A 19,049-nucleotide genomic window follows, 5' to 3' on the forward strand; every position below is an offset into this window, starting at 1 on the left:
TTGCGCGCATGGGCCGGGTGTCGGTCGGCGTCACGTGGCGCACCCGGCCCGCATGACGCCGACCGTGCCGTGACCGCGCCAATCGGCCCTATGCCTACGCCGCAGGCTCGTAGAACGTATCCACCACCACCTGCTTCACGGCCTTGTCGTCGAGGTAGAACCGCGCGTGGTTGCCGGAACGTCTCAGGTCGCCCTTGAGCTGCACCATCGGCAGATCGGCAAGGTTCTTGCTGCCGAGCGCGGTCACCGCATAGTACATCAGTTCCGCGTTGCCGGTGTTCGTGTACGACCATTTCTTCGCCGTGTCCATGATGTCGAGCGCACTGAAGGCGTTGCGCCCGAGCTTGTGCTTCGCCTGCGCCATGAACGATTTGGCGTAGTGCACCTGCCGTTTCTGCCGGTCGAGCGGCGATTGCAGCGTGGTGTGGTCGCGCCAGCGGATGTAGCGTTCGGACTCCCATCCCTTGAGCGTGATCGGCTGCCCTTTGACGATGTTGGTGTCGGGGATGGTCTGGATGGGGGTGAGCGGCACCCCGCCGATGGAGTCGTTGATTTCGGGGAGCCCGTTGTAGTCGAGCATGTAATGGTATGGGATCGCCACACCGCCGAGGATGTCGGAGACCTTGTCCGCCACGACCTTGCGCCCCCGGTCGCCACCGCCGGCGAACGCGTAGGAGAGGCATATCGGCATGGTCATCGCTTCCTGGAGCTTGACGTCGCCGACGTAATACGGCGTGCTGACCATGGAGTCGCGCGGCACGATGATGATGGTCGATTCGCCGCTTTTCGTGTCGAGGGCCGCCACCATGATGACGTCGGTCTGGCCGTCCATGCCGTTTTTGTTGCGTCCGTCGAATCCGAGGAACAGGAAGGTGACGATGTTGCGGTTGAGACGGTATTCGCGGCCGTTGTAGGTGATGGTCTCCTTGGCCGTTCCTTTTTCCATTCCGGCGTGCACGTGTGCGGAGCCGATGCCGATCATCGACGCGGCCGCCACGCCCGCGCCCATGCCGAACGTCATGACGACGGCAAGTATGCAGGCGATGATGCGGGTGATGAGACGCAGGCCGAGGAACCAGTCGAGGAATTTCGACAGCCATGTTTCACGTCGGGGCCGTATATGACGGCCGACGCGGCGTTCCACGTTGCGGCGCGTGTGCCGCCGACGTTCCCCGCCCCGGCGCTTTCGCGCGGAGGAGCGGCTGCGTGGGCGCCGTTCGCGGTCGGCGTCGGCCGCGTCGGCCGCCCCCCGTTCGGCGACGGTCACGGCGGCGGACATATCGCCGGTCATATCGACCGCGACACCAGCCGCGTCATCGACCGGGTCGGCGGCGCCTACGATCGTCCGGCTACGAATGCTTGACGTTGATGGTTTGCTCATTGATCAGCTGGCCCGTGACGATGTAGCGATGCGATCCGTGGAACTCGTTGAGCATGCAGGTGCTGAGCTGGAGAATCCGGTCGCTGTCCTTGAGCTGGGCGTCCTGCCGAATCTGGGCCGGGCTGTCGGTCGGGGTCATCACCTGGTTGAAGTATTCGCGGCGAACGTTCTGCTTGCTGAAATCATGGGTGTTGAGGATATGCTTGTTGTCGGTCCGGTATGCGGACACGATTTCGTATGTCAACACATGGTTGGCGGGCGTATAGATGTAGATCTTGTCGTACTGGTTGAAGAACTGCGCGTCCTCGAATCGATGCAGATTCTTGAAGATGGACGCCACGTCGTGCCCATACAGCACGGTCACGGGATCGGTGAACGACTGGCTGTTCTGCATTTCGGAGAAGACGGAGCCAAGATACGACGGATCGCCCCACTGGTCGTGGCTCAGATAGTAGACGTCGTCCTTGCCGGTGTGCTGCAGCACGGGCAGGTTGATGCCGGTGCCGGGCACGTACAGCCACGCGTAGATCTCGGGGTTGCGGCTGCGCAGGGCGTCCCAGTTGATGCCGGGATCGCCGCTTGTGGCCGGGATGGGATTGTCGCGCATGGCGTCCGCGGCACGCTGGTCCTCAAGATGACGATGCAGCAGGATCGACGGGCCCACGATAAGCGCGATGACGACGATGGCCGCCACCACCGTGCCGACGATGGCCTTGATGTTCCGCATCTTCAACGCGGTGACGTACCGCGCCCACAACGACCGTTTGCCCGCGGCCGCCGCGGTACCCGACGCCTCTGCGACGTCGACCGGCTGTGTCGTCCTCATATGATTGCCGTGTCGTGCCATTCCTCTTCTCATCCCCCGGAAACCCGGTAATCACGTATAAATACACGTATATATAAGCGTATGTGAAGTCTCAACGGACTTCGTTGGTCATGAATTCGCTGACCATGAATTCGCTGGTCATAGAAAGAGAGAGGCTCTGTGTCAGAGCCTCTCTTCAGGGTCATCAATGCAATGACGCCGCACTCATGGATTCAGCGGCGCCATGCGATGAATATCAGAACAGGCGAGCGAAGAAGTCGGCGAGGCCGGCGAAGGCAACGCCGGTCTGCGGGGAGGTCTCGCTGGTGTTGGCGTTGGCGTTGGCGCCCGCACCGGCACCGTTGGAGACGGCGAGGGTGAAGGTGGAGAGCTTCTTGGCCTCGACGGTCACGGTCTTCTTGGCGGCGTTCACGTTACCGGCGTACACATCGTTGGTGTTGTCCTCGTGCTGGGCGAAGACCTTGGCGGCGGCCGGGGCGTTGCCCTTGGTGCTGTAGACGAGGGTGGCGGACTTGGCGCCGTTGGCCTCGGTCGGGGTCACGACGACGCTCTTCGGAGCGGCGGCGACGAAGCCGTTGTCGAACTTGGCGTTGGAAGCCTGCTCGGCGGTGGCCTTCGGCTCTTCGATGGAGCCGCCGTGGGCGATGACGACGACGTACCAGCCGTTGCCGAGATCGATGGAGGCGGACTTGACGCCGTCGTTCAGGTAACCGTCGCTGTTCACGCCCTGGTTGCTGTTGACGCCCTGGTTGCTGTTCACGCCCTGGTTGCTGTCAACGCCCTGGTTGGTGCCCTGGTTGCTCTCAACACCCTGGGTGCTGTCGACACCGGCGGCGAAGACGGCGGTAGGAGCGATGGCCAGCGTTGCCGCTGCAACGGCAGCGACCAATGCCTTCTTGATATTCATGTGATTCCCCTTCTTCAGAAGATATCGATTACGTTATGCATACAGAAGTGCCTTGTTTGACTTCCAGTGTTCTAAACTACGCCCCCCCCCCCGGACAAAATCAACTGCATTGGGGGTTTGCTGCGCCGATGCACTCTCAACCATTGCGCCGTAAGGAATATATTAGGTTAACAGCGGATTAAATACTACGTAGTTTAGCCTTAACGGGGGCGTTGTATTCACATCGGCGGAGTGCTGCCATAGGGGTGGTTTATCACAGGCCATCAGAAACGAAACAGCAAAGGACATTCGCGATTCTTTCGGCTTTGGCGTGTACTCATGATGACGCAGACGAATCGGTCGGCGTGTGGGCCGGATGTCATATGTATCGGCTGACCCTTATGACACGACACGGTCCAACAAACGGTCCGACGAATGGCCCGGCGAACGGTCCGGCGAACGGTCCGGCCAACGGCCCAACGAACGACCCGACGAAAAAGCCGACGAAAAAGCCGACGAAAAAGCCCCGCGCGGCATGACGCCGGCGGGGCTTTGGGCTTAAGCTCAGGTTGGATACACGCGCACCGAATTACTCGGCGGCGACCACCTTGACGGTGAAGTTGGCGGAGATCTCCGGGTGGAGCTTGACCGTGGCGGCGAAGTCGCCGGCGGTCTTGATGGTCTCCACGTTGATGGCCTTGGCCTCGACGGCGGAGCCCTTGGCGGCCAGAGCCTTGGCGATGGCCTCGGCGGAGACGGCGCCGAACAGCTTGCCGGACTCGGACACCTTGGCGGCGATCTCGACGACGCTGCCTTCGATGACGTTCTTGGCGGCCACGGCGTCCTCGCGGGTGGCGAGTTCGGCGGCGCGGCGGGCGCGCTTCATCTGCTCGATCTGAGCGGCGGCACCCTTGCTCCACGCGAAGGCGAGGCCCTGCGGGATCAGGTAGTTGCGGGCGTAGCCGCGCTTGACCTCGACGACGTCGCCGGAGTGACCCAGCTCGCCGACGGTGGTGGTGAGAATAACCTTGGTTTCCTTAGCCATTGTCAAGTCCTCCTATCAGCGACCGGAAGTGGCGTACGGCAGCAGAGCCATCTCGCGGGCGTTCTTGATGGCCTTGGAGAGCTCGCGCTGCTCCTGGACGGTGACGCCGGTGATACGGCGGGAACGGATCTTGCCGCGGTCGGAAATGAACTTGCGCAGCAGGGCGACGTCCTTGTAGTCGATTTCGGTAACCTTGGCAGCCTTCAGCGGGTTCGGCTTCTTCTTGAACGGCTTCACCGGCGGCTGCGGCCTCTTGCGTGACATATGCACTCCTTATAAATATTGAAAACTGATGACTCGGTTCATTCAGTTCCTCGGTCGTCATATCCCGGCGTGGCATGTGGCCGCCGCCGGTCATGACGACCGGTGTTCACGATTTCGATTCCTGTTGGTTGCGTGGCTGTCCGGCTTGCGACCGGGTCGGCCGTCGATCAGAATTCCGGCTCGTCGTTGCCGCTGCCGCCGAATTCGTCGTTCGTTCCGAAGGAACCGAACGAACCGGCGTCGCCCGTGGATCCCCACGGGTCGTTGGCGGGCGCGGACTGCTGTGCGGGGGCGGACTGTGCGGGGGCGGATGCGCCGCCCTGATATCCACCGTTGCCACCCTGGTAGCTGCCGCCACCGGAGTAGCCGCCCTGTGCGGGCGCCGCGTTGCGCTGGGCACCGGCGAAACCACCGCGGGAGGCGCCGCCTCCCTGGTATCCGCCGCCGTTGCCGCCGTTGCTGTTGCGCGTCACCTGCGCGGTGTTGCGCGACAGCGCGGGTCCGATCTCATCGACGCGAAGCTCCACGACGGTACGGTTGGAACCGTCCTGGGCCTGATAGGAACGCTGCACCAGACGGCCCTGCGCGATTACGCGCATGCCCTTCGACAGCGAGGCCTGGATGTTGGAGGCCATGGGATTGTAGTTGGAATCCCAAGCGGAGCAGCGAAGGAACAGCGCGTCGCCGTCCTCCCACTGACCCGAGTTGCGGTTGTACGTACGGGGCGTCGAGGCGATGGTGAAATTGACCACCGTGGCGCCGCTCGGAATCTGACGAAGCTCCGGATCGGCCGTGAGGTTGCCCACGACCGTGATTACGGTATCTCCTGCCATTGCAAGGCCTTCCCTCGGGGAATCGATAAGTATTGGTAAGACGGTGATTTCGGGCTAGGCCCGAAGGATCACTTGGCGTCCTTACGAAGAATCTTCGTACGGATGACGGACTCGTTGAGGTTCAGCACACGATCCAGCTCGGCGCTGACTGCGGGCTCGGCGGTGTAGTTCACGACGGCGTAGTTGCCCTCGTTCTTGCCTTCGATCTCGTAGGCAAGCTTGCGGCGGCCCCAGATGTCGATGTCCTCGACGGTTCCCTTCTCATCGGTGACAACCTTCAGGAACTGGTCGACGAGCTTCTTCACGGCTCGCTCATCAAGCTCAGGATTTGCAATGAGCATCAGTTCATACTTATGCGCAGACATCACCCACCTCCTTCGGACTTAAAGGCCATGGACGTTCCATGGCAGGAGTGTGTAAGCGCGTGCCCAAAATGGGCAACTCTCTTAAAATACGGATACCCATGGACTACGCCCCTGGATCAATGGACTACGCGTGCGGGCCATGTCCGCCCCACGCGAACCGGCCCGGGAATCGGCACCTCAGCTGGCGCGCGGATCGCCGAACCAGGCGTCGTAGAGGATGGAGAAGTTGCGGTTGCCGTAGCTGGAGCACGAATCCCCCTCGCCCAGCCCGGCCTGCAGCGCCTTGACGTTCGGCTGGTACGGGGTGTAGATGTACAGCAGCGCGGTGGCATCGTTCTCTATCCACACGTTGGCGCCGCCGCAGCTTGTCTGGGGATGGTACTGCACGTAGTTGAGCCGGCCGGCGTGGAAGTTGTAGAGGCCTTCGTGCGCCTGATAGTACTTGAACCGTCGCGCGGCGCCGTACACCTGGTTGAAGAAGCCGCCGTGCTTGGGGTCGCATGGCCCGTCGTCGGGGCAGGAGAGGCCGAGCGCCGCCTTGTAGCGTTCCTCGCTGGGCGTGGTGGTGCTGACGAGGCCCTGTTCCTTCTCAAGCATGACGAGCAGCACCTTCTGGCTGATGCCGCAGCTGCGGGCGGCACCGTCGATGACCTGCGCGGCGGACTGCTGCTGGCCTCCCTTGTATCCGTCGCAAAGCCCATCGGACTTCTCGTCGAGCGTGATGACGGTGTAGTTCTTCAGGCACAGGTCGCCGGAGCATTTGGCGCCGTGCTTGTCGAGGAACTGCTGCACCTCGTACGTACCCATGGACGTCGAGTTGAAGAACTGGGTGTCGGAGATGATGTTGCCGGGGTCGAAATCGTACTGGCGCACGTATTTCGCCTGCCGGTTCTTGGCCATGGTGATGCTCATCTGCTTGTAGACGACGACCCCCATGCCGAACACGAATATGGCGGCGATGACGGCGGCGACCAGAGTGACCGTGAATTTCTTGACGGCGCGCACGCGTTTGCCGCCGTGCCGCATCCAGCGTCCGAAGGCCGTGCGCGGACGGCGCGGGGCCTTTTTGGGGGATTTCGAGGCGGTCTTGCGCCCTGACGTCGATTTCGGTGATTTCGACGGTGATTTCGACGCGCCGCCCGTCACCGCGGGTTTTCTCCGCCGTTGCAGCCCGTTCGCCGTTGTGGATGCTTCATGAGATTTCATACGTTCCTAACTCCCCCGCCTCTACGGTATACCGCAGGAGTTGCGGCATACCGTCGCGCTGAGCGGAGGGCGTATTCCTGCCCGATTGCGTCTGGCCGATGAGGCCCAGCCGATTACGGCATGGTAATAACCCCACCTGAGATTTTCCTTCATGCCGGCTCACACCACCACCGTCAGGCGGGATGCGGAGTCCTCGTTGATGCGGGTCACGCTGATCCGTTCGGCGATCTGGTCCTTGAGCCGTCCGACGTGGGATATCACGCCGATGTCGCGGGTGCGGCTGATGGACCGCAGGACGTCGATCACGTCGTCGAGATAATCATCGGACAATGAGCCGAAGCCCTCGTCGATGAACAGCGTATCCATGGAGATGCCGCCGTTCTCGGCCTGGATGATGTCGGCGAGCGCAAGCGACAACGCCAGGGAGACGAAGAAGGTCTCGCCGCCGGAGAGCGTGGTGGCTTCGGTGGATCGTTCGCTGCGCCGGTCGAACACCTCGATGGGCAGTCCGGTTCTGGCCGTGCGGCCTTCGTGGGTGCCGAGCCGCAGTTCGTAGACGCCGCCGCGGATGTCCTTGAGGATCTCGTTGGCGCGGTCGAGCACGTCGCGGAAGCGTTCGGTCACGGCGTAGGTGACGAGCGAGAGGCCGTCGTTGGCGAGTGACCCCGCCTTGCCGCCGGCGAGCAGGGCCATGTCGCGTACGGGCGCGTAGTCGGCGCCGGCCTTGGCCCAGTCGCGCAGTCCGGCCGTGAGCGCTTCGGTGCGGCGGCGGCGCGCTTCGTCGAGTCCGCGGGCCTGCTCCTCGGCGCGAATGGCGGCCTCATGAGCCTGTTCGGCGACGGCGAGGCGACGGCGCTCGGCGGTTTCGTCGAACATGGTGACGATGGCCATGATGTCGATGACGCCCATGCCGAAGTCGTCGGCCGGGTCGGAGGATTCGTCGGCCAAATCAGAGGATTCGTCGGAGAACAGTCGTTTCGCCTGCGCGGATTGCGCGAGGTCGGCGAATTCGCCGCGGATGCGCGCGAGGTCGGCGGTGACGACGCTCATCTGGGTGTCGTGGTCGTCGATGGCCTGCTTCAGCCGTGCGGCTTCCTGTTCGGGCAGCAGGGCGATACGGGCGGCGTCGGCGTCGGCGAATCTGTTGGCGTCGGCGAGTTCGGAGAGTCGGGCGAGGGACGTTTCGAGTTGTTCGCCGAGGGTGCGCAGTGCGGATTCCGCCTCCGCCGTCTGCTTCTCCAATGCGGCCCGCTGGTCGATACGTTCGGCGATCCGCTCGGCGATCGTCTGCTGCCGTTCGCATTCGTTGATGGCCTCCCGGGCCTTCTGCTCCTGCCGTTGCACGGATTCGGGCGTGGCTGGCGCACCGTCCGCGCCGATGCAGAGCTCGATGGCGGCGTCGGCGAGACGACGGGCGTTTTCGGCGTTGTTGCGGGCGATTTCCAAGGCTTGCCGCGCCTGGGCGTCGTCCTGTTCGGCGGCACGGATCTTCAGCAGTTGTTCGGAGAGCAGACGATGCCGCTGCGCGAGTCCTTCCGCGGCGTCCAGTTCGGCCTGCAGCGCGGCCACGGCCGCCTGCGCCTGCGCGACATCGAGCCCGTGGGCGAGTTCGGCTTCGGTGTCGAGGGTCTTGTTCTGGATGACGACGGCGCTTTTGGCCGCCTCGAACGCGGCCAGGGCCTCGCTGACGGTCTGGCCGAGCCGTGTGATCTGCGCGGCGTCCGGCTCGTCGGCGGGGACGATCGCCGGCGCGGGATGGTCCACGGCGCCGCAGACCGGGCATGGCTCGCCGTCGGCCAGCAGGGCCGCGAACGCGGCGGCGCCGGCGGTCCGTTGCGCGGCCTCCGCCTTGGCATAGGCCGCTTCGGCCTCGTGGTGCCGGCGTCCGGCGAGCAGGGCGGCGTCTTCGAGCTCCCGCAGCTTCGATGCGGCCTCCTCCCGGAGGCGTGCGTGCCGCAGCCGGTTCCGTGCCTCGTCGAGGCGCTCGGCCAGACGGTCCTTGGAGCCTTCCTGCCGGATGACGTCCTGCAGCCGCTCGTTGACCGCGTCGGCGGATTCCATCGAGCCCAATGCGGCAGTGGTCTGCGCGACCCGTTGTTCGTTCCGTTCGGCGTTCTCCACGGCCTCCGAGGCTTCCTTACGGGCGGCTTCGGCCTTGCGCAGACGTTCGCGCAGTGTCGTCGCGGCGTCGAGCGCGGCCTCGGCCACGGGGCGTTCCGCCGCCTTCCGAAGGGCCTGTTCACGGGCGGCGGCCATGACGTCGGCGGCGTCGTACCGGGCGAGCCGTTCCCGGTACTCCCCCAGCCGCCGCTCCTGACTGCCGCGCTGCACGCTGAGCGCCGTGCATTCACGCTGCGCTTGCACGACCGGTTCGGCCTTGCGCGACCGCTCCACACGTTCGCGGGCCTGCCTCATGTCGTCGTCGCGGGCCTTGAGCTCGCCGCGGCGTTTGACGGCCGTCTGTTCCGCTTCGGCCAGCGACCGCAGCCGCAGACCGACGTCCAGCCGTTCGCGGGCGGCGGCGAGCGCGTCGGCGGTCGTCTGCAGCGTCGCCCGGCATCGCGCCAGCGTCGCGTCACTGGTTTCGGCGACCTGCCGCAGCCGGCTCCCGATGGCGGCGACGATGTCGTCCGGGCTCATGGCCGGTTCGTTGAGGTCGCCGCCGTCTGTCAGGCACCATGCGGCGTCATGGGCGGTGCCGCCGTCCGCATCGATGCCATTATCGGCGTCCGCGTCGGCGTCATCATCCCCGGCGATGGTCCCGCATTCGACGGCAAGCGCGTCGATGCGGTCGGCGTTGTCCTTCGCCTCGTCGATCATGCCGATGACGTCGTCGCGCCGCCGGTCCATGTCGGCGGAACGCTGTTTCCGCATGGTATCAAGTATCGTTTGAATGCGTTCGTAGATGTCGGCGGAGAACAGGTCCTTGATCAGTCTTGTACGCTCCTCGGGCTTGCATTTGAGGAATCCGGAGAACTGGCCCTGCGCCAGCATCACGGTCTTCGAGAACTGGTCCCGGTTCAGATGCAGCAAACGGATGACCTCCACGCCGGTGTCGCGCGCCTGCGAGGCCAGCGTCTCGCTGTTGCCGGCGGCCTCGGCGTAATCGAAATAGCGTTGCGCCCCGCCATCCGGCTCGGACTCGCCCGCGGCCGTCGCGCGCACCAGATCCCCGAGCCCGGCGTCGATCTTCCACAACGTGCCCTTCGCGTTCTCCGTCATGGTCCCCTCGCCGCGGCGCTTGCGCCGTTCGAACTGCGGCTGGCGACGCACGCGGTAATACGACCCGTCGATCTCGAATATCAGATCGACGAACGACGCCTTCGGATCGGTGTCCAGGAATCGGGAGCGCAGACGGTCCTTGCTGGCGTCGTCCGAGGAGACGGCGCCGTACAGCGCGAAGCTGATGCAGTCGAGGATCGTCGACTTCCCGGAACCGGTCTCGCCTTCGATGAGGAAGATATGGGAACGGCTCAGCGCGGCGAAATCGATGGAATATTCACCGTCGTACGGGCCGATGCCCATGAATCTCATGCCGATCAGTCGCATGGTTCCTGCTCCTTCCTCGCCTGCTCCACGGCGGCGCGCAGCACGTCCCCCTCGGCTTCGGTGGGTTCGCGGTCCAATGTATAGCGCACGAATTCGCGCACCACGTCGAATTCGCCATGCGAACGGCGCAGGTCGGCCATGGCACGGCCGCCCGTGTCCCGGCGGCGGCGTATCTCGAATTTCTTTTCCAACGGATGGCGGTAGGCGGCGTCGAGGCGGCGGTACATGTCGTGCGGGTAGGCGTCGCATACGACCGTGATGGACACCCAGTCGTCGCAGTATCGTTCGGCGAGGTCGCCAAGCAGACGTTCCGGCGTGTCGCGCAGTTGGACGAGAGCGGGCTGGTCGGATCCGACGGGCAGCTGGCGCACGGCCATGTCGTCCGTGTCGACGACCACCACGCTTTTGCCGTTGCCCGTCTTCGGCGGCATACACGCCTCGGAGAACGAGTAGGCCAGCAGGGAGCCGGCGTACCGGGCGGACGTGGGATGTGCTGAGGCATCGGCGCCGGGCGCGGCCGGGGCGGGGATGCGCACCTGCTGGGCGCGGTGCAGATGGCCGAGCGCCAGATAGTCGATGCCGCCGCCGGCGAACAACGCCGCCGGAACGCCGTCGACCCCGCCGACCGTGATGTTGCGTTCGGAATCGCTGGGTGCGGCGCCGGAGACGAACGCATGGGCCATGAGCACGGCGCGCAGACCGGGGTCCTCGGCCCGGCGTCTGCGCAGGTCCGCTTCGACGAGCGTCATCGCGGCGGCCATGACCCCCTCGTGCGAGCGCGGGATCGCGGGCCCGTCCGGCAGCATCGCCTGCAGCGTCGGCCGGGCGACGTCGGGATCGAGGTAGGGAAGCGCGTATATGGCGAGGCTCTCGGGCCTGGGGTCGTCGCGGCCGGCGCGCCGCACGATCACCGGGGTGGCTATGTCGTCGATGGCGCAGCGCAGGTGCAGGTTGTCGCGCATCATGTGTGCGCCGAATCCGAGTTTGCGCGCCGAATCATGGTTGCCGGGCGTGACGACGACGTCCACGGCCGGGCGGTCGTCGGCATCGGCCGTGAGCCTGGTCAGCACGTCGTCGAGGATGTCCACGGACGCGGCGGACGGCATCGGCGAATCATAGACGTCGCCGGACACGCAGACCACGTCGACGCGTTCGCGCCGGACGGTCTCGACCAGCCAGTCCAACGCCTTACGCTGGTATTCGGTCAGGTCCACGCCCTTGAGCCGGCGCCCGATATGCCAGTCGGATGTATGCAGAATCCTCATACCCCAAGCATAACGAGGGGAATTGAGGCGGGGAAGCAACCGTACGACATCCAGTCGGCAACCAACTGTGCAGCGATGCCGCACGGCGCATCTCCATACTACGTCAGGAGACATCGCAACTACGTAGTTTTTCGAATCGTGGACACCCGATCGTCGTTGGCGGACGCCCCCGGGCCGAGAGGCCATCACACCTACAATGAAACCGTATATGCATCGCATCGCGAGGAGGAACCATGACGAACAACGTTGTCAAGACCGCTGTGGTGACGGGCGCTTCAAGCGGCATCGGCGCCGCCACCGTACGCACGCTGACGACCGAGGGATGGAAGGTGTTCGCACTGGCCCGGCGGGAGGAGAGGCTTGCCTCTCTGGCCGCGGAGACCGGCTGCACGCCCGTCGTGGCCGACATCACCGACGAGGATTCCACCACCGCCGCGGTGCGCACGATCCTCGCGGCCGGCCCGGTCAAGGCGCTGGTGAACTGCGCCGGAGGCGCCGTCGGCAAGGACCCGGTCGCCACGGCGAACCTCGACGACTGGCGCGCCATGTACGAGCTGAACGTGCTGGGCACGCTGCGCATCACGCAGAAGCTGCTGCCGGCGCTCAAGGAGTCGGCCGGCTCGGTGCTGGTCATCTCCTCCACCGCAGGCATCGAACCGTACGAGGGCGGCGCCGGATACTGCGCCTCGAAGTTCGCCGAACGGGTCATGGCGCGCGTGCTGCGGCTGGAGATGATCGGCGAACCGATCCGCGTGATCGACATCGCGCCCGGCATGGTCAAGACCGACGAATTCTCCGTCAAGCGCTTCCACGGCGATGAGTCGAAGGCCGCCGCCGTGTACGCCGGCGTGCCCGACCCGCTCAAGGCCGAGGACATCGCCGAATGCGTGCGCTGGGCGCTCGACCAGCCCGACACGGTGGACGTGGACAGCATCGTCGTGCGCCCGCGCGCCGAAGGCTCCTACACCAAGGTGTTCCGCAACGCCTGACCGCACCACCGCATCAGGTCATCCCCGGTTTCACCGCAATCCGTTGCGGAATAGACTGCATTCTTGGCATATCGCGGTGAAACCGACGAGCGGCCGCGTCATGTTTCACCATATTTCGGTTCACTATTCAGACCGAAATCCATAGACGCTAGATTCTTCGTTTTCGTTTTTCCCACGGCTACATTCACAATGTAAGTAATATGTTGTCCTAACATGCCAAGCGATCGCTCATTGATTCCGCCGGGAAACAGGCCGTCCCCTCGGCATACCACGGTGGAATCGGTAAGCGACCGCGTCATTCCGGCAGCGGCGGACGACGCAGTCGGCCGCACCGGAAAAATCCCAAAATTATCCCGATTTCGGGCTTGTCCGCGCCAGAATGTGGTTATAATATCTAGCTGTTATTCGTAAGCAGTGGCGCCCTCTAACTCCGTTGCTTATGAGGAACACGTGGATCGCGGTTTCCGTGCCCCACACGAAACCGAAGATGCACACCCCTAATACATAAGGAGAGCCGTTTTGGCAACCAAGATTCGTCTGAAGCGCCTGGGCAAGAAGCACTACGCCTTCTACCGTGTCGTCGTTATGGATTCCCGCAAGGCCCGTAACGGCAAGACCATCGAGGAGATCGGTATCTACGATCCCAACAAGCAGCCCTCGCTCATCCAGATCAAGTCTGACCGTGCTCAGTACTGGCTCGGTGTCGGCGCCCAGCCGACCGAGCCCGTCTTCAAGCTGCTCAACATCACCGGCGACTGGCAGAAGTTCAAGGGCCTGCCCGGTGCCGAGGGCACGCTGAAGGTCGCCGCCGAGGGTCCGGACGCGGAGGCCCGTGTGGCCGCCGCCGCCGATGAGGCCCAGAAGCTCAAGGCCGCCAAGGCCGAAGCCGAAGCCAAGGCCAAGGCCGAGAAGGAAGCCGAGGAGGCCGCTGCGGCCGCCGAAGCCGAGGCCCCCGCCGAGGAAGCCACCGAGGAGAAGGCTGAGTAATCATGCTTGCCGAAGCCGTCGAACACCTGATCAAGAACATCGTTGATTTCCCGGACGACGTTTCCGTGAAGTCCCATGAGAACAACCGCGGCGAACTGCTTCGCGTGCGGGTGAACCCGGAGGACATCGGACGCGTCATCGGTCGTGGAGGACGCACCGCGAACGCCATTCGCACCGTGGTGCAGGCCCTGGCCGACCACAAGGTCCGCGTCGACATCATGGATGTTCGCTGATTCGGGACCATCGGTCCGGATGGCGATCGCCCGTCGCAATCACCCGATAGAATCGGGACGATGACGACAGCGACGACAGCAAAGATGACGGAACAGGCGATGGCGGAACAGCATAATGCAGACCCTCAGCAGCGCGAGTTGCTGAGGGTCTGTCGTATCGGCAGGGCGCAGGGGCTGAAGGGCGAGGTCAATGTGCGCGCCTTCACCGACGACCCCGAGGAACGGTTCGCGCCCGGTTCCGTGCTATTGACCGACGACGGCCGCGAGTTCACGGTCGTCAGATCACGCAAATTCAAGGAACGCTGGATCGTATTGTTCGAGGGCGTGACCGACCGCAACGCGTCGGAGGCCCTGAACGGCACGATGCTGTATACGGAGCCCGTATATTCCGACGACGAGGACGACGACGGTTTTTATGCCGAGGAGCTGATCGGACTCGAAGCGCGTATCTACGATGCCGATGAATATACGGTCGCCGGCAAGGTCACGGACGTGGCGGAATCCCCCGCGCAGTGGCTGCTCACCATCACCGAACCCAGCGGCGCGGAATCATTGGTCCCGTTCGTCGAGGAGATCGTGCCCGAGGTCGATCCGGAGGAAGGATATATCGTGATCGACCCCCCGAATGGACTGTTGCGGGATCGCTAACCGTTCACGAATCGTCAGATAGGCGGATTTTTAGCGCTCACATCACTCGTATCTGTCGATTCGTGAACTCGAAAACCTCGGATGCGATACGCTGGGACCTATGCATATCGACATCGTTTCCGTGTTTCCCGAGTATTTCGACGTCCTGAAACTCAGCTTATTGGGCAAGGCCCAGCAGCGCGGTCTGCTGACCGTCACCGCCCACAATCTGCGCGACTGGACGCACGACGTGCATCATTCGGTGGACGACACCCCGGTCGGCGGCGGTGCCGGCATGGTGATGAAGCCTGAGATCTGGGCGCAGTGCCTCGACGACATCATGGGCCTCGAACCGGCCGATTTCAGCGCCGACGGCGAACCGGTCCTGTCGCGTGACTTCCATCTCGTACCGGCGACCGGCGCGCAATCGCCTGCGGTGGCACCCGACGGGCAGCCGACCGACGCCACGGACACACACGGCCGACCGATCCTCATCTTCCCCAATCCGTCGGCGCCGTTGTTCACCCAGGCCGACGCCACGGACCTCTCGCATGCCGAACGGCTGGTCTTCGGCTGCGGCCGGTATGAGGGCATCGACGCGCGCGTGCCGGAGTATTATGCGCGTCAGGGCGTCGAAGTGCGTGAATATTCGATCGGTGACTACGTGCTCAACGGCGGCGAGGTGGCCGTATCCGCCATGATCGAGGCGATTGTACGTCTGATTCCGGGGTTCATGGGCAATCCCGAATCGATTGTGGAGGAATCCTATACGGGCGATCCGCTGTTGGAGCACCGGCAGTTCACGCGGCCGACCGCATGGCGCGGGCTCGCCGTATCCGACGTGCTGACCAGCGGCGACCACGGCAGGGTCGATCGCTTCCGCCGCGACGAGGCGTTGGAGCGCACGTCGCGCATACGCCCCGATCTCATCGAACGACTGGATTGCAAGGAGCTAAGCAAGAACGACCGCAAGACGCTGATGATGCTCGGCTGGGAGGTATCCGGACATCATCCGCGCCATCAGGCGGTCGACCATCTTCCCGTGCGGTACTTCTAGGCGACACTATTCCAGGTATCGCTATTCCAGGCGACGCTATTCCAGGCAACGCTCGAAATAGAATACGGCGGTCTCGCCGTATTTGCGGCTCTGGGTGATTTCCCATCCGTCGGGGGCGGTCGGCTCCTCGGAGCGCGCCGACCGCTCCAGCATGATCACGCCGCGTGGATCCACGATGCCGTTAGTCACTAACATTTGCATCAAGTCGTTGCAATTGTTGGTGTCGAAGGCATACGGCGGATCAATGAAAATCAAATCGAATGATGCTCCCGGCGCGTTGACGTATTTCTCGGCCTTCGTCTTGACCACGCGGGCGCTCATGTCGGCGTTCCACGCCTTCGACTGCTTGAGGCGTGCGAGCGATCGGCCGAGCATCGCGGCGGCCGGGCCGGAGGATTCCACCGCCACCAGCGACCGCGCCCCGCGCGACAACGCCTCGATGCCGAGCGCGCCGGTGCCGGCGAACAGGTCGAGCACACGGGCGTCGGGCAGGATGTCGATGGCCGTCAGATGGGAGAAGATGGCCTCCTTCGTACGGTCGGTGGTAGGCCGTGTGCCGCTTTTCGGCGTCGTGACCTCAAAACCCTTGAATCGTCCCGCAATAATACGCATAGATTCCATTATGCACGGAACCGCCATGATTCCCGCAGTCCCGCGTCACTCGTGGCGGGCCTGCCATGTAGACCGGGCCTGCCATGTGGGCCGGACCCGCCACGACATCACGCCGGACGGATGACGCGCAAACCGGCCCGCATGACGCAGACCGCATCATCACGTGCTGGTGATGAACTGCTCGTTGCCGCGCGTGAAGTCGAGCACGGCGCCGGCAAGGTTCACCTCGGCGTGCAGTTCGGGATCGGCGTCGAGCAGCGCCTGCGCCTGTTCGCGCGCCTGGGCGATCATGTCGGCGTCCTTGACCACACGCAGCAGCTTCAACGACGAACGACCGCCCGACTGTGCGTCGCCCAGCACATCGCCGGCACCGCGCAGTTCGATGTCGGCCTGGGCGATGTCCGCGCCGTCGGTGGACGTGCGGATGACCTCCAGACGTTGCGCCGCCAGCGAATCCGGTTCGGCGCGTGAGATCAGGAACGCCCAGCTGTTCGTGCCGCCTCGCCCCACGCGCCCGCGGAGCTGATGCAGCTGAGACAGTCCGAACCTGTCGGCGTCGAAGATCACGATGCAGCTGGCCTGCGGTACGTCCACGCCGACCTCGATCACCGTGGTCGCCACCAGCACCGGCGTACGCCCCGACGAGAAGCCGTCCATCACCTGGCGTTTCGTCTCGTCGTCGTCGCGCCCGGTCAGCGTGGCCAGTTCGATCCCCTGGAACTGCGGCAGCGCCGACAGACGGTCGGCGATCTCCTCCACGGAATGCAACGGCGGCTTCGGCTCGTTCGAGCCATCGGCGTCCGTTCCGTCGAACGGATCGTCGATCATCGGCCCAGCCTCCTCGGCGCGTCGCGACGAACGTTTCCTCGACGTCGACGACGTCTCCTCATCCTCCGTGTTCGCGTCGATGCGCGGGCAGACGATGTACGCCCGCTCCCCCGCGTCCACGCGCGCCCGGATATGCGAGAACATCCGCGCCATCGTATGCCCATCCGCCTCCGGCACCACGATCGTGCGAATCGGCTTGCGGCCGCCCGGCAGCTCGGTCAGCCACGAGATGTCGAGGTCGCCGAACCACGTCATGGCAGCGGTGCGGGGAATCGGCGTGGCCGTCATGACCAGCAGATGCGGTGCGCGTTCGGATTTACGGCGCAGCGTCTCACGCTGCTCCACACCGAACCGATGCTGCTCGTCGATCACCGCGAGTGCGAGATTCGGCGCCTGGAACGATTTGGAGAACGCGGCATGCGTGGCCACGACGATGCAGGGCGTGCCGCTGGCCGCGAGCCCAAGCACGCGGCGGCGGGCGGCGAGCCTCATGCCGCCGGTGAGCAGGAGCACGTCCACGTCGCCGCCGACCATGCGGTTGATGCTCGCGTAATGCTGTTCGGCGAGCACCTGGGTGGGGGCCACGAGCACGGCCTGATGCCCGGCGTCGACGGCCTGCAGCATGGCCGCCACGGCCACGACCGTCTTGCCGGAGCCGACCTCGCCTTGCAGCAGACGCTGCATGGGGGCGGATTTCGTCATGTCGGCGGCGATGTCGTCGATGACCTTCCGCTGGCCGTCGGTCAACGCGAACGGCAACGATGCGATGAATTTCCCTTGCCGGGTCTGGCCCGCGTCCACATCGAACACGTCGATGCCGGTCGGCTGCGGGCACGGATAGGCGTCGATGGTCGTGGCGTGGCGGCGGACGGTGAGCAGCGCCGTCTGCGCGATGAACGCCTCCTCGAAGCGCAGGGTGCGGATGCCCTCGTGGAACCGGCGGACCGATTCGGGGTCGTGGATGGCGAGGAACGCCTCGGCCCGATGCAGCAGCCGGTTGTGGGTGCGCACGGATTCGGGCAGGATGTCGGGGATGGCGTGAGCAAGGTCCGCCGGGTCCAACGGAACCGGTTCGTCGGTCGTCGGAGCAGGGCCGGGAGCAGGATTGGGAGCAGGTCCGGGCGTCGGGGCTGATTGGGCGGCAGACGATGCTCCGGTCGTACGCGTATCAGTCGGCCTATCGGCCATCATCCGCAGGAATCCGAGGATCGATTCGTGAATATGATCGGTCGATATGCGCGAACTGGCGTGATATACGGGCTGCGGCCGCGAGACCTTGGCCAACGCCGCCGATACGGAGTCTATCTCCCCCGGGCGCCCGTCGGGCCCGTACACCACGACCACGTCGGGATGCGTGAACTGCAGATTGTCGTTGAACACCGTCGGATCGCCGGCGGCCACGACCACGGACCCCGACCGCAGCCGGGATCCCATCCAGTCGGCGTATCCCCTGTTGTGGGAAAAGAACACGAGACGCACTGTTCCGGGGGCCACATGCGCATATCGGGAGGCGACGTCCGGATCGGCAAGGTCGAAACGCGGCGAGCGCCCCACGATGTCGGCATCGTCGAGCACGGCCTCCACGCGGAATCCGCGGCGGGCGTTCATCGGCACGACGCGCAGCTCCCTCACGGTCGCGACGAACACCGCCTTCACGCCGACGGCGATACTGCGAATCGGCGTGACGGGCACGGGGTCCGTCACACGGAACGGGTAATAGGTCAATGCGTCGCCGACCGTGACCACGCCCAGCGATTTCAACGCGCCGACACGCCGTTTGTTCGTCATCAACGACGAGACGGCGGTATCCAGGGCAATAGTCATACGCTCCATCCTACTGTCTCCTCTCCCGGAGGACGGGAGGATTGAACGAACGGTCTCGTGGAGTTGATGGTGATGCGTGCGCAGGCGCTCCCCTCAGTCAGCTCCGCTGACAGCTCTCCTCGTCCCCGTGGGGAGCCGGATGGGTGCGAGGTTCGGCCCCCTCTATGCCGGGAGCGCCGCCGGCCGACGCAGCCAGCCCGGTCGTCACCGGCTCGGCTCCCTCTGCCGGGAGCACCGGCCGGATGCCGCATCCCCCGCGGCCCCGATGGGAG

17 protein-coding genes are annotated in these 19,049 nt (G+C 64.6%); 5 read left to right on the forward strand and 12 right to left on the reverse strand.

What is annotated here, in order from left to right:
* Positions 1–94: 94 nt before the first annotated feature.
* The 10 genes from DF200_RS04130 to DF200_RS04180 form a co-directional block, all read right to left on the reverse strand.
* Positions 95–1,381 carry an LCP family protein gene (locus DF200_RS04130; RefSeq protein WP_109137027.1) on the reverse strand — a complete coding sequence of 429 codons (1,287 nt, stop codon included), beginning with the start codon at positions 1,379–1,381 and terminating at the stop codon, positions 95–97.
* The gene (locus DF200_RS04135; protein WP_158275768.1) at positions 1,350–2,207 is read right to left on the reverse strand and encodes a class B sortase; all 858 of its coding nucleotides are present in this window, start codon (positions 2,205–2,207) and stop codon (positions 1,350–1,352) included. The genes DF200_RS04130 and DF200_RS04135 overlap by 32 nt, the downstream gene beginning before the upstream one ends.
* Positions 2,208–2,442: 235 nt before the next feature.
* A complete protein-coding gene (locus tag DF200_RS04140; RefSeq protein ID WP_109137029.1) occupies positions 2,443–3,114 on the reverse strand; it encodes a hypothetical protein in 672 nt (223 codons plus the stop codon).
* Between the two features lie 568 nt (positions 3,115–3,682).
* Positions 3,683–4,138 (reverse strand): 50S ribosomal protein L9, encoded by a 456-nt coding sequence (gene rplI, locus DF200_RS04150; protein WP_109137031.1) that lies wholly within the window; start codon positions 4,136–4,138, stop codon positions 3,683–3,685.
* A 15-nt stretch (positions 4,139–4,153) separates the two neighbouring features.
* The gene (gene rpsR / locus DF200_RS04155) at positions 4,154–4,402 is read right to left on the reverse strand and encodes a 30S ribosomal protein S18 (RefSeq protein ID WP_007051545.1); all 249 of its coding nucleotides are present in this window, start codon (positions 4,400–4,402) and stop codon (positions 4,154–4,156) included.
* Positions 4,403–4,569: 167 nt separating this feature from the next.
* Entirely contained in the window at positions 4,570–5,235 is a 666-nt protein-coding gene (locus DF200_RS04160; RefSeq protein ID WP_109137032.1) for a single-stranded DNA-binding protein, read from the reverse strand.
* A 68-nt stretch (positions 5,236–5,303) separates the two neighbouring features.
* Positions 5,304–5,600, reverse strand: a complete 297-nt coding sequence (rpsF, locus tag DF200_RS04165; protein WP_109137033.1) for a 30S ribosomal protein S6 — start codon at positions 5,598–5,600, stop codon at positions 5,304–5,306.
* A 177-nt stretch (positions 5,601–5,777) separates the two neighbouring features.
* Complete coding sequence (locus tag DF200_RS04170) at positions 5,778–6,806, reverse strand: LasA N-terminal domain-containing protein (protein ID WP_109137034.1); 1,029 nt, start codon at positions 6,804–6,806, stop codon at positions 5,778–5,780.
* 159 nt (positions 6,807–6,965) lie between these two features.
* Entirely contained in the window at positions 6,966–10,355 is a 3,390-nt protein-coding gene (locus DF200_RS04175) for an AAA family ATPase (RefSeq protein WP_158275769.1), read from the reverse strand.
* Positions 10,346–11,620 carry a metallophosphoesterase family protein gene (locus DF200_RS04180; protein ID WP_158275770.1) on the reverse strand — a complete coding sequence of 425 codons (1,275 nt, stop codon included), beginning with the start codon at positions 11,618–11,620 and terminating at the stop codon, positions 10,346–10,348. The genes DF200_RS04175 and DF200_RS04180 overlap by 10 nt, the downstream gene beginning before the upstream one ends.
* A gap of 233 nt (positions 11,621–11,853) precedes the next feature.
* Here DF200_RS04180 and DF200_RS04185 point away from each other — a divergent pair, with 233 nt between their 5' ends.
* From DF200_RS04185 to trmD, 5 genes are all read left to right on the forward strand, one after another.
* Positions 11,854–12,609 (forward strand): SDR family oxidoreductase, encoded by a 756-nt coding sequence (locus DF200_RS04185; protein ID WP_109137037.1) that lies wholly within the window; start codon positions 11,854–11,856, stop codon positions 12,607–12,609.
* Positions 12,610–13,128: 519 nt separating this feature from the next.
* Entirely contained in the window at positions 13,129–13,596 is a 468-nt protein-coding gene (gene rpsP / locus DF200_RS04190) for a 30S ribosomal protein S16 (protein ID WP_109137038.1), read from the forward strand.
* A 2-nt stretch (positions 13,597–13,598) separates the two neighbouring features.
* A complete protein-coding gene (locus DF200_RS04195; protein ID WP_100510527.1) occupies positions 13,599–13,829 on the forward strand; it encodes an RNA-binding protein in 231 nt (76 codons plus the stop codon).
* Between the two features lie 99 nt (positions 13,830–13,928).
* A complete protein-coding gene (rimM, locus tag DF200_RS04200) occupies positions 13,929–14,477 on the forward strand; it encodes a ribosome maturation factor RimM (RefSeq protein WP_109137060.1) in 549 nt (182 codons plus the stop codon).
* A gap of 100 nt (positions 14,478–14,577) precedes the next feature.
* A complete protein-coding gene (trmD, locus tag DF200_RS04205) occupies positions 14,578–15,513 on the forward strand; it encodes a tRNA (guanosine(37)-N1)-methyltransferase TrmD (protein WP_109137039.1) in 936 nt (311 codons plus the stop codon).
* A 36-nt stretch (positions 15,514–15,549) separates the two neighbouring features.
* On the opposite strand, the gene rsmD is transcribed toward trmD, so the two are convergent.
* Together rsmD and DF200_RS04215 are read right to left on the reverse strand one after the other, a co-directional pair.
* On the reverse strand, positions 15,550–16,125 hold the full coding sequence (rsmD, locus tag DF200_RS04210; RefSeq protein WP_109137040.1) for a 16S rRNA (guanine(966)-N(2))-methyltransferase RsmD: 576 nt from the start codon (positions 16,123–16,125) through the stop codon (positions 15,550–15,552).
* Between the two features lie 159 nt (positions 16,126–16,284).
* Positions 16,285–18,777, reverse strand: a complete 2,493-nt coding sequence (locus tag DF200_RS04215; RefSeq protein ID WP_109137041.1) for an ATP-dependent DNA helicase RecG — start codon at positions 18,775–18,777, stop codon at positions 16,285–16,287.
* Positions 18,778–19,049: the final 272 nt, after the last annotated feature.

The sequence above is a fragment of the Bifidobacterium catulorum genome (genome assembly GCF_003129925.1).
GTDB classification, from domain to species: domain Bacteria; phylum Actinomycetota; class Actinomycetes; order Actinomycetales; family Bifidobacteriaceae; genus Galliscardovia; species Galliscardovia catulorum.